This window comes from Streptomyces sp. NPDC029216, from assembly GCF_040648015.1.
GTDB lineage: Bacteria > Actinomycetota > Actinomycetes > Streptomycetales > Streptomycetaceae > Streptomyces.
This window is the reverse complement of record NZ_JBEZWL010000023.1, coordinates 65666-76285: the sequence shown is the minus strand read 5'-3', so window position 1 is coordinate 76285 and position 10620 is coordinate 65666. Positions and strand designations below refer to the sequence as shown.

Genomic DNA, 10620 nt, shown 5'->3' with positions numbered 1-10620 from the left:
ACCGTTCCAGTACATCTCACACCTGCCAGGTCGACGGGGCGGGGGGCGGGGGACCGCCGCGGCCGGACCGGTTGCCCCCCTGGGCCGGGCCCGGCCCGGGGCGGGCCGGCCGCCGTGCGCCGGCCCGCGTTGCGGGCGGCCTCGCCGTCGCGGGCCCGCGCGCCGTCGGTGCCGGCGTCCGCGACGTCGTGCCCCGCGACCCGCACGCTTTCGCCGCCCTGGCCGCCGGTCTCGTCCGCGGTACCGCGCGGGCGCGGGAAATCGGCATGCGTGCGTACGGCCTCGGCAGCCGCGATGGGGGCCTTGCCGTGGCCGAGCTCGTCCGTACCTCCGCCGGGGGCGACGGTGGGCTGCGGGCCCTCCTGGGAGGTGGGGTACTCCGTCACGCGTGGAATTCCGTCCGTTTGCGCTCGATGTGCGCTGCACTCAACTCGGTCAGTCGCGGTATACCCGCTCAGCGGCGGGGGCACCACCACCCCCGGGTTCCGCGTCCCGCTCGTTACCTTTCTTTCCGCGTCGACCTCCGGTCAAGTCCCGGTCGCCGCAGGTCATTTACGGATGCGGGACCGGGAGGGCCCCCCGCGTACGACCGGCGGAGGACGATCCTACGTTTGAACCCCGGGGGCGCATCAAGGGTCTCATGACGTCATATGCGCCGGGGTGCGGTCCCAATCCTCGGGCAGAACCGGAACTTCCCAGGCCGGATCGGGTCTCCAGTCCTCCCAGCCGTCGCTGAACGGTGCCCCCCAGGCCTTGACGACCTCCACCGCCGCGAGCCCCGCCTCCTCCACCCGCCGCGCCTCGTCCGGGCCGATCAGCCCGATCCGCCGCGCCTGCGCGAACTCGTCCTCGTCCCGCCACTTCCAGCTGCGGTCCGGGTAGACGGAGATGTCGAGGAAGTGGTCCACCGAGTCCACCCCGCCCGACCAGCGGGTGCGCGGCTCCTCCAGGTTCACGTACCAGCTGCTGAACTCCCAGCCGTGGTCCCAGAACAGCCATACCGACCACGGGTCGCCGGGCCGGGCCAGCTTCAGCACCCCCGCGCCGAACCAGCGCGACCGCGCGGTGGTGCGCGGCGCGGTGTAGCGGGTGGCGAGGGGCTCCTCGTGCACCGGGGAGCCGTCCGCGAGCACGGGTTTGACGCATTCGGTGCCGGGCGCCATCCACACCGCGAGGAGCTCGTCGGTGTCCTGGACGACGGTCACCGGGCGGGCGATGTGGACCCGGCCCTTCAGCCCGGGGGCGTGGTCGCGGTAGCGCCAGAGGATCTGCTCCCCGGGCGCCCACCGCGCGTCGTGCGTCCCGTGCGGTGCGGAGGGCTGCGCCGCGCCGCTCGCGGGCCCGAAAGTACCTGTCATGCGCAGATCTTAGGGCGGAGGCCCTCCGGGATGCTGCGGTGCAGGTCACGGGTGGGGGACGGGGGCCGTAAACGACCGGATTCGGCCCCTGGCCGGGAAGGTTCTCAGGGGCGGGTCATCCGCAGGACGTCCAGTGCCTCGTCCAGCTGGCGGAGCGTCAGCACGCCCCGCTCGACGTAGCCGGACTCCAGGACGACCTCCCGGATGGTCTTGCGTTCGGCCAGCGAGCGCTTGGCCACCTTGGCGGCCTCCTCGTACCCGATGTAGCGGTTCAGCGGGGTCACCACGGAGGGCGAGGACTCCGCGTACTCCCTGGCCCGCTCGGCATTGGCGGTGATCCCGTCCACGGTCCGGTCGGCCAGCAGGCGGCTGCCGTTCGCCAGCAGCCGGATCGACTCCAGCAGGTTGCGGGCCATCACCGGGAGCATCACGTTGAGCTCGAAGTTGCCGGCCGCGCCCGCCACGGCGACCGCCGTGTCGTTCCCCGTCACCTGCGCGGCGATCATCAGGAGGGCCTCGGGGACGACCGGATTGACCTTCCCGGGCATGATCGAGGACCCCGGCTGGAGATCCGGCAGATTGATTTCGGCCAATCCGGTGCGCGGTCCGGAGGCCATCCAGCGCAGGTCGTTGCAGATCTTGGTGAGGGAGACGGCGATCGTGCGGAGCATCCCCGAGGTCTCCACCAGCGCGTCCCGCGCCCCCTGGGCCTCGAAGTGGTCGCGCGCCTCGGTCAGCGGCAGCCCGGTGACCCGCGCCACCTCGGCGATCACGGCCGCCGAGAACCCGGGCGGGGTGTTGATGCCGGTCCCCACGGCCGTACCGCCCAGCGGCAGCTCGGCCAGCCTCGGCAGAACGGCGTTCAGCCGCTCGATCCCGTAGCGGATCTGGGCGGCGTACCCGCCGAACTCCTGGCCCAGGGTGACCGGGGTGGCGTCCATCAGGTGCGTGCGGCCGGACTTGACCACCTCGGCGAACCCGGCCGCCTTGCGCTCCAGGGCCAGTTCCAGGTGGCGCAGGGCCGGGACCAGGTCGTGGGTGACGGCGGCGGTGGCGGCGATGTGGATGGACGAGGGGAAGACGTCGTTGGAGCTCTGCGAGGCGTTGACGTGGTCGTTGGGGTGGACCTCGCGCCCGAGCCGCTCGGTGGCCAGGGTGGCGATCACCTCGTTGGTGTTCATGTTGGACGAGGTCCCCGAGCCGGTCTGGAAGACGTCGACGGGGAAGTGCTCGTCCCAGCGGCCCTCGGCGACCTCGGCCGCGGCGGACCGGATGGCCCCGGCGGTCTCCTCGTCCACCACCCCCAGCTCCGAGTTGACCAGGGCGGCGGCCGCCTTGATCCGGGCCAGGGCCTCGATGTGGGCGCGTTCGATGCGCTGGCCGGAGAGCGGGAAGTTCTCCACCGCGCGCTGGGTCTGGGCACGCCATTTGGCGTGGGCGGGCACCCGTACCTCACCCATGGAGTCGTGCTCGGTCCGGTACTCCGCCGCCTGCTGATCATCAGTCATGTTCGTAGTCTCCTCAGAAACTTGAGCAATTGTCTTGTTCGAACTGTTCCCATCTCCCCTACCGGCCAGTAAATACCGGGGGTAACACCGCTATCGGGGAGGCACTTCATGGCTCGTTCGCATGCGAAACCCAGGTTCAGATGTACATTCGCCGCGGTCGCGGCGATCGCGGCAGCCCTCGGGGGCGTCACCGCCATCACCCCCATGGCCGAAGCGGCACCCGCCGCATCCGGCTCGATCACACCCCTCTCGCCGGAGCTGGAGGCCATCCGCGCCGCCGAGGCCACCAAGATCTACGGGGACCCCGCGATCCGCCCCCTCGCCGAGCGCAAGACCGGGCTCATCTCCCTCGGCGACAGCGAGATCTCCGGCGAGGGCACCGGCAACTACGACCCCGCCACCAACACCGCGTCCAACCAGTGCCACCGCTCGCCGGACTCGGCGATCCACCGCACGGGCATCCCGGCCGACCTGACCTTCAACGTCGCCTGCTCCGGCGGCTACACCGGCAACATCCGCATCGGCGGCACCAAGCAGTACGCCGACGAGCTGGTGCAGAGCGACAACCTGGCCGTCAAGGCCCGCAACACGAAGATCAAGATGGTGCTGCTGGTCGCCGGAGCCAACGACGACCTCCAGTTCGGCCCGGTCATGACCGACTGCGTCACCCGCTGGGTGCTCAGCCAGGGCACCTGCGAGCCCAAGTACGGCCCCGGCTGGCAGTCCCGCGTCGACGGACTGAAGCCCAAGGTCGAGGCCACCGTCGGCGACCTCAAGAAGGTCATGCGCGACGCCGGCTACGCCGACTCCGACTACAAGCTCGTCGTCATGGGCTACCCCAGCCCGATCGGCCCCGACTTCTACGACAACCCGAACTTCCCCGGCAAGCTCCCCGGAGGCTGCGCGGGCTACGACTCCGACGCCGCCTGGGGCCGCAACTACGCCGTGCCCACCTTCGAGAAGGGCATGCGCGCCGCCGCCCTCGCCGCCGGCGCCACCTACCTGGACAACTCGCGGCTCTTCCACGGCCACGAGGTGTGCATGGAGGACACCTGGGCCCGCGGCCTCTACCTCGACCTCGGGGACCACTTCCCCTGGGACGAGAACACCGCCCGCCAGTCCTTCCACCCCAACTACCGGGGCCACGGCGCCTTCGCGTCCTGCCTCACCCAGCTCTACGACTCCGGGCTGCGCGAGGCCTCCTGCGCCGACCCCGCCAGCACCGGGACCCCGGTCCTGCAGGCCGGAGCCTGGGACGACCTCTACAAGCCCCTGAAGAACGAGGCCACCGGCAACTGCCTCGACTCCTCCGGCGGCTCCAGCGCCAACGACACCAAGGTGGTGGGCTGGGACTGCCACGGCGGCCGCAACCAGGCCTGGTGGTACGACTCCGCGAAGAAGTCCGTCCACGTCGAACTCAGCCACGACCGCTGCCTCGACGTCACCGGCGCCGACTACGCGGCCGGCACCGGCCTGATCCTCTGGAACTGCCACGGCGGCGCCAACCAGCAGTTCGTCCGCGACGGCGCCACCCTGCGCCCCGCCGCCGCCCCCGGCATGTGCCTGACCGTCGCCGCCGCCCACGAGCAGCTGCGCCTGCAGACCTGCAACGGCTCGGCCAACCAGCGCTTCGCGTAACCCGGGGCCCGTCCCCTCACCGCCACAGACCCCCCCCCACGCCCGGCCGGAACCCACCCGGCCGGGTGTTCCCCTGTCCTACCGGACCTCGGGCGACCCCGCGTCGAGACCCAGCGCCTCGATCTGCCCGCGCACCTCGCGCGGCCGGTTGGTGATGATCGTCTCCACCCCGAGCCGCAGGCACAGCTCCACGTCCTCGGGCTCGTCCACGGTCCACACCCGCACCCGCAGCCCCTTGGCCTTCAGCCGCCCCACCAGCCCCGGATCACTGCGCACCAGGTCGATGCCCGGACCGGCATGGCCCGCGAACGGCGGGCGCGGGGCCCGCAGCCGGCGCTCGATCAGGTAGACGGCGGGCAGCCCGGGCGCCAGCCGGTGCAGCCGGGTCAGCGCGTTGCGGGAGAAGCTCATCACCTCGACGCGCCCGTCGGCCCCGTCGGCGAGCCCGTACTCCTTCAGCACCCGTACGAGCTCCGCCTCCAGGCGGCCGCCCGCGCGCGTGGGGTGCTTGGTCTCCACGGCCAGCCCCACGGGCCGGTCCGCCGCCAGTGCCTCCTTGAGCAGGTCCTCGAAGAGCAGCACCCGCCGGCCCCGGTGCTCCTCGCCCTTCCAGCCGCCGAAGTCGAACGCGGACAGCTCCTCGTACGTCAGCTCGGAGACCACCCCGCGCCCGTCGGAGGTCCGCTCCACCGTCCGGTCGTGCACGCACACCAGCCGCCCGTCGGCGCTCAGGCGCACGTCGCACTCCAGGGCGTCCGCCCCGTCGGCGATGGCCTGCCGGTAGGCCTCGATGGTGTGCTCGGGGTGCTCGTGGGAGGCCCCCCGGTGCGCGACCACGCGGACGGCGCGGGCGGTGCTGCGGGGGGACGAGGTCGTCGGTGCCATACGGGAATCCTTGCGAACCGGGATGAACGGCCAGGTGCGGGCCGCTGACCCCGACGTTAACCCGGACACCGGGTTCCGGCCCTACGGCTTCGCCGGGCGCGGGGCCAGCGGGGCCGGGGTCACCTTGAAGCCGCCCTTGACCACCTCCGTGAAGGGGGCCGGGGCCATGCAGGTGCCCGTGCGGGCCTCGGAAGCCGAGCCGTCGGCCTTCACGTCGGCGTTGACGATGTCCCAGGAGAAGCCCAGCCGGTCCGGGGCGCCGTGCTCGCCGTCCTGGACGCTGATCCCGATCCGCTTGCCCTCCCAGCCGACGTTCGAGGAGGTGACCACCGCGGTGACCGTGGCCGTCTTCCCGCCGGTGACCATGCAGTCCACCTCCGCCTCGGCGACGGCGGTGAAGTCCTGGTCGGGCATGGCGTGGCGGACGGTCACCTTGCCGCGCGCGTCGACCGGCATGCCGTGCTCCCCGCCCGGCGCCGGGAAGGGCCGGCTCCAGGGAGCGGCGTCCGCGTCGACCGTGAAGCGAATGTCGTGCCCCTGGGGCGCGTACGGGTACGAGATCGTCCCGCCGCCGTGCACCGAGGCGGGCTTGTGCGCGGTGGGGCTCGCGGGGGCCGGAGCGGCGGCGGCCAGCGTCGCGACCAGGGCGGCCGAGCCGGCCAGGGCGAGGGCGCGCGTACGGTTCTTCATGCTGGACTCCCGGTCAGAGCAGGCTGTTTCGGTTGCGGGAACAGCCTCGCCGGAGCCCGCCGACAGGGCATCTGCCGCTGGACCGACGTGCGCGAGGGCCCCTCCCCCGAACGGGGGAGGGGCCCTCGCCACCACGGACTACAGGCCGGGGCCGCGCACCGGGATGTGGGTGAACGTCGGCTCCGGGGCCGGGTTCTGGAAGAAGTCGTTGCCCTTGTCGTCCACGACGATGAAGGCCGGGAAGTCCTCGACCTCGATCTTCCAGACCGCCTCCATGCCGAGCTCCTCGTACTCCAGGACCTCGACCTTCTTGATGCAGTCCTGCGCCAGGCGCGCCGCCGGGCCGCCGATCGAGCCGAGGTAGAAGCCGCCGTGCGCACCGCAGGCGTCGGTCACCTGCTGCGAGCGGTTGCCCTTGGCCAGCATCACCTTGGAGCCGCCCGCCGCCTGGAACTGTTCGACGTACGAGTCCATGCGGCCGGCCGTGGTCGGGCCGAAGGAGCCGGAGGCGAAGCCCTCGGGGGTCTTGGCCGGGCCGGCGTAGTACACCGGGTGGTCCTTGAGGTACTGCGGCATGCCCTCGCCGGAGTCCAGCCGCTCCTTGATCTTGGCGTGCGCGATGTCGCGCGCCACGACCAGGGGTCCGGTCAGGCTGAGGCGGGTCTTGACCGGGTGCTTGGTCAGCGTCGCCAGGATCTCGTCCATCGGCTGGTTCAGGTCGATCCGGACCACGTCCGCCGAGTCGTCGAGGCCCGCGGCGGAGCCGCTGTCCAGCTCAGCGGCGGTGGTCTCCGGCAGGAAGCGCGCCGGGTCGGTCTCCAGCTGCTCCAGGAAGACGCCCTCGGCGGTGATCTTCGCGACGGCCTGGCGGTCGGCGGAGCAGGACACCGCGATCGCGACCGGGAGGGAGGCGCCGTGGCGGGGCAGGCGCACCACGCGGACGTCGTGGCAGAAGTACTTGCCGCCGAACTGGGCGCCGATGCCGATCTTCTGGGTCAGCTCGAAGACCTGTTGTTCCAGGGCCTCGTCGCGGAAGCCGTGGCCCAGGGCGGAGCCCTCGCGGGGGAGCTCGTCCAGGTAGTGGGCGGAGGCGTACTTGGCGGTCTTCAGCGCGTGCTCGGCGGAGGTGCCGCCGACGACGATCGCCAGGTGGTACGGCGGGCAGGCCGCCGTGCCGAGCGAACGGATCTTCTCCTCCAGGAACTTCATCATGGAGGCCTCGTTGAGGACCGCCTTGGTCTCCTGGTAGAGGAAGGACTTGTTGGCCGAGCCGCCGCCCTTGGCCATGAAGAGGAACTTGTACGCGCCGCCGTCGGTCGCGTAGAGCTCGATCTGCGCGGGCAGGTTCGAGCCGGTGTTCTTCTCCTCCCACATGGTCAGCGGGGCCATCTGCGAGTAGCGCAGGTTCAGCCGGGTGTAGGCGTCGTAGATGCCGCGCGAGAGGGCTTCCTCGTCGCCGCCCTGCGTCAGGACGTTCTGGCCGCGCTTGCCCATGACGATCGCCGTGCCCGTGTCCTGGCACATCGGCAGCACGCCGGCCGCCGCGATGTTGGCGTTCTTGAGCAGGTCGAGGGCGACGAACTTGTCGTTCGCGCTCGCCTCCGGGTCGTCGATGATGCGGCGCAGCTGGGCGAGGTGGGCGGGGCGCAGGTAGTGCTGGATGTCGTGGATGGCCTCCTCGGCGAGCTTGCGCAGCGCCTCCGGCTCGACCTTGAGGAACGTACGGCCGTCGGCCTCGAAGGTCGAGACGCCCTCGGAGGTCACCAGCCGGTAGGGGGTGGTGTCCTCGCCCAAGGGCAGCAGGTCGGTGTACGCGAACTCCGGCATGGTGGCCAATCCTCACTCGGCAGACAGCGCTGACGCCCGATTTGGCAGCGCGACTCACCAGCGTAGAACCTCGCGCCGACGCTGTGTCTGTGAGGTAAGGCTCACCGGCCCGTATCGCGATCTATCGTGTCTCGCTATGCTGGCCGTCGTGGACCTGGAAAAGCACCCCGCCGCCCCCGCACCCGCCGCCGCGACGCCCGGCGCCGCCTCCGCCCCCGCGGCCCCGGCCGCCGGCGGGATGCGCGCCTCCGACGCCGACCGGGACCGGATCGCGCAGATCCTCTCCGACGCGCTCGCGGAGGGCCGGCTGACGGCCGAGGAGCACGCCGAGCGGCTGGACACGCTCTACGCGGTCAAGACGGTGGGGGAGCTGGAGGTCCTCGTCCGGGACCTGCCGGCCGGCGCCGCCGCTGCCGCCGCCCACCGCGCCCCCGCTCCGGCGCCCGCCCCGCCGGGGACGGGCCCGGTCGAGTCGGTGGTGGCCGTGTGCAGCAGCTCCACCCGCACCGGCCGCTGGCGCCCCGGCGCCCGCACCCGTGCGGTCTCGGTCATGGGCGACATCACCATCGACCTCACCGAGGCCGTCTTCGAGCAGCAGGTCACCGAGATCAACGTGGTCTCGGTCCTCGGCAACGTCGAGATCTGGGTCCCGGAGAACGTCACCCTGCGCGGCTACGGCAGCGGGGTCCTCGGCAACTTCGAGGTGCGCGGGGAGGGCGCGGCCGCCGACCCCCAGGCCCCGGTCGTGATCGTCCGCGGTTTCGCCCTGCTCGGCAACATCGAGGCCCGCCCCAGGCTCGGCGCCCGCCTGGTCGACCTCGCCGCGAAGCTGCGCAAGCGGCTCGACTGAGCCGGGCGGCTTCCGCGGCCCCGGTTCCGTGGCCCGGGGCTCCGTGGTCGGGTTTCGGACGAACCCGGGCGGGCCCGCCGCACCCGGTGCATAGGGGCACGCGCAGCGGGTAGGGACAGGTGCATCGTCTCTCGCTCGCGTATCCGTCGTCAGGAGTAGACCGTGCCGCATCCGCCGCATCAGTCCCTGCAGGCAGCCGCCGTCCAGAGCCTTCAGACGCGCCCGGCCGCCGTGCCGAAGCCACGGGTGGCGGCGAGGGAAGAGGAGGACGGGCCGTGGCACACGGAGGCCGTGTGCCGCAGGGACGAGGCGGGGCTCTTCTTCGCACCGTCCAAGGAGCCGACCGCGGCCCGGCTGGCCCGCGAGGAGGCCGCCAAGCGGGTCTGCGCCCGCTGCCCCGTGATGGTCGCCTGCCGGGAACACGCCCTGCTCCAGCCCGAGCCGTACGGCGTCTGGGGCGGACTCACCGCCGCCGAGCGGCGCGTGGTGCTGGGCCGCCGGCGGCGCCGCGCCGCCGAGCTGCTGCCCGGCGCGCCCGGGCCGGTCGCCGCGGCGGGCTGACCCGTACCGGGGACGGCCCGGCCCGTACCGGAGACGACTGAGGGGCGGTCCCCCGCACAGGGACCGCCCCTCGGGCGTGCCGTCTCCGGCCGATGACCGCTCCTACTGGGCGCGGTCGAAGGCGATGCCGCTGTAGGCGCGCAGCTTCGACAGGCGGTGCGTGGAGTCGATCTGCCGGATCGTGCCCGACTTCGAGCGCATGACCAGCGAGGACGTGGTCGCGGTCTCCGAGCGGTAGTGGACGCCGCGCAGCAGCTCGCCGTCCGTGATGCCGGTGGCGACGAAGAAGACGTTCTCGCCGGACACCAGGTCGTTGGTGGTCAGGACGCGGTCGAGGTCGTGGCCCGCGTCGATGGCCTTCTGGCGCTCGGCCTCGTCCTTGGGCCACAGCTTGCCCTGGATGGTGCCGCCGAGGCACTTTATGGCGCAGGCCGAGATGATGCCCTCGGGGGTGCCGCCGATGCCCATGAGCAGGTCCACGCCGGTGCCCTCGCGCACCGCCATGACCGAGCCGGCGACGTCACCGTCGGAGATGAACTTGATGCGGGCGCCGGTCTCGCGGATCTCCTTGACGATGCCCTCGTGGCGGGGGCGGTCCAGGATGACGACCGTGACGTCCTCGGGGGCGATGCTCTTGGCCTTGGCGACCCGGCGGATGTTGACCGAGACGGGGGCGTTGATGTCGACGAAGTCGGCGGCCTCGGGGCCGGTGACGAGCTTGTCCATGTAGAAGACGGCGGACGGGTCGAACATGGTGCCGCGGTCGGCGGCGGCCAGGACGGCGATGGCGTTCGGCATGCCCTTGGCGTTCAGGGTGGTGCCGTCGATCGGGTCCACGGCGATGTCGACCTCGGCGCCGGTGCCGTCACCGACGTGTTCGCCGTTGAAGAGCATCGGGGCTTCGTCCTTCTCCCCCTCGCCGATGACGACGACGCCGTTCATCGAGACGGTGGAGATCAGGGTCCGCATCGCGTTGACCGCGGCGCCGTCGGCGCCGATCTTGTCGCCACGGCCGACCCACCGGCCCGCGGCGAGCGCCGCAGCCTCGGTGACCCGTACGAGTTCCAGGGCGAGGTTGCGGTCAGGCGAGTCGGGGGCGACTTCGAGCTGGGGCGGCAGGTTGTGCTCGGTCATCGGAGCGCACCTTTCTGTACGACGACGGCCGGGAGTGTGAGGGTGTGGGAACTCTATCGGTTCGTCGACATATTGAGCAGAGCGGGTCACGTATGAGCGGATTATCGGTCACTGGGCCCGGCTGAGCGGACACCGCGCGTCCTTCGCGCGCCGCCCGCCTCGGCCGCCA

At 72.0% G+C, this 10620-nt stretch carries 9 protein-coding genes and 1 pseudogene; 3 read left to right on the top strand and 7 right to left on the bottom strand.

Going from position 1 to position 10620, the window contains the following annotated elements; genetic code table 11:
* The 3 genes and pseudogenes from AB0F18_RS12210 to AB0F18_RS12200 all read right to left on the bottom strand — a co-directional run.
* Window positions 1-386 (bottom strand): annotated as a pseudogene (locus tag AB0F18_RS12210) (hypothetical protein); the annotation flags it as partial.
* A 252-nt stretch (window positions 387-638) separates the two neighbouring features.
* Complete coding sequence (locus AB0F18_RS12205) at window positions 639-1358, bottom strand: DUF402 domain-containing protein (RefSeq protein WP_362058162.1); 720 nt, start codon at window positions 1356-1358, stop codon at window positions 639-641.
* A 104-nt stretch (window positions 1359-1462) separates the two neighbouring features.
* Entirely contained in the window at window positions 1463-2866 is a 1404-nt protein-coding gene (locus AB0F18_RS12200) for a class II fumarate hydratase (RefSeq protein WP_362058159.1), read from the bottom strand.
* Window positions 2867-2974: 108 nt separating this feature from the next.
* Here AB0F18_RS12200 and AB0F18_RS12195 point away from each other — a divergent pair, with 108 nt between their 5' ends.
* Entirely contained in the window at window positions 2975-4504 is a 1530-nt protein-coding gene (locus AB0F18_RS12195; RefSeq protein WP_362058156.1) for a ricin-type beta-trefoil lectin domain protein, read from the top strand.
* Window positions 4505-4582: 78 nt separating this feature from the next.
* On the opposite strand, the gene AB0F18_RS12190 is transcribed toward AB0F18_RS12195, so the two are convergent.
* From AB0F18_RS12190 to AB0F18_RS12180, 3 genes are all read right to left on the bottom strand, one after another.
* Window positions 4583-5389, bottom strand: coding sequence for a glycerophosphodiester phosphodiesterase (locus tag AB0F18_RS12190; protein ID WP_362058153.1), 807 nt, complete (start codon window positions 5387-5389; stop codon window positions 4583-4585).
* A gap of 81 nt (window positions 5390-5470) precedes the next feature.
* Entirely contained in the window at window positions 5471-6079 is a 609-nt protein-coding gene (locus AB0F18_RS12185; RefSeq protein WP_362058150.1) for a hypothetical protein, read from the bottom strand.
* Between the two features lie 138 nt (window positions 6080-6217).
* Window positions 6218-7906: a fumarate hydratase gene (locus tag AB0F18_RS12180; protein ID WP_362058147.1), complete on the bottom strand. Its 1689-nt coding sequence runs from the start codon at window positions 7904-7906 to the stop codon at window positions 6218-6220.
* A 148-nt stretch (window positions 7907-8054) separates the two neighbouring features.
* Here AB0F18_RS12180 and AB0F18_RS12175 point away from each other — a divergent pair, with 148 nt between their 5' ends.
* Entirely contained in the window at window positions 8055-8756 is a 702-nt protein-coding gene (locus tag AB0F18_RS12175; protein WP_362058144.1) for a DUF1707 domain-containing protein, read from the top strand.
* A 231-nt stretch (window positions 8757-8987) separates the two neighbouring features.
* Window positions 8988-9317: a WhiB family transcriptional regulator gene (locus tag AB0F18_RS12170; protein ID WP_358895480.1), complete on the top strand. Its 330-nt coding sequence runs from the start codon at window positions 8988-8990 to the stop codon at window positions 9315-9317.
* 102 nt (window positions 9318-9419) lie between these two features.
* Here AB0F18_RS12170 and glpX read toward each other — a convergent pair whose 3' ends face one another.
* Window positions 9420-10451, bottom strand: coding sequence for a class II fructose-bisphosphatase (gene glpX / locus AB0F18_RS12165; protein WP_362058141.1), 1032 nt, complete (start codon window positions 10449-10451; stop codon window positions 9420-9422).
* Window positions 10452-10620: the final 169 nt, after the last annotated feature.

What these genes read in the sequence shown, in the direction of transcription:
- glpX (WP_362058141.1), bottom strand. Translation starts at nt 10,451, where the DNA reads ATGACCGAGCACAACCTGCCGCCCCAGCTCGAAGTCGCCCCCGACTCG.
- AB0F18_RS12195 (WP_362058156.1), top strand. Translation starts at nt 2,975, where the DNA reads ATGGCTCGTTCGCATGCGAAACCCAGGTTCAGATGTACATTCGCCGCG.
- AB0F18_RS12180 (WP_362058147.1), bottom strand. Translation starts at nt 7,906, where the DNA reads ATGCCGGAGTTCGCGTACACCGACCTGCTGCCCTTGGGCGAGGACACC.
- AB0F18_RS12205 (WP_362058162.1), bottom strand. Translation starts at nt 1,358, where the DNA reads ATGACAGGTACTTTCGGGCCCGCGAGCGGCGCGGCGCAGCCCTCCGCA.
- AB0F18_RS12185 (WP_362058150.1), bottom strand. Translation starts at nt 6,079, where the DNA reads ATGAAGAACCGTACGCGCGCCCTCGCCCTGGCCGGCTCGGCCGCCCTG.
- AB0F18_RS12200 (WP_362058159.1), bottom strand. Translation starts at nt 2,866, where the DNA reads ATGACTGATGATCAGCAGGCGGCGGAGTACCGGACCGAGCACGACTCC.
- AB0F18_RS12190 (WP_362058153.1), bottom strand. Translation starts at nt 5,389, where the DNA reads ATGGCACCGACGACCTCGTCCCCCCGCAGCACCGCCCGCGCCGTCCGC.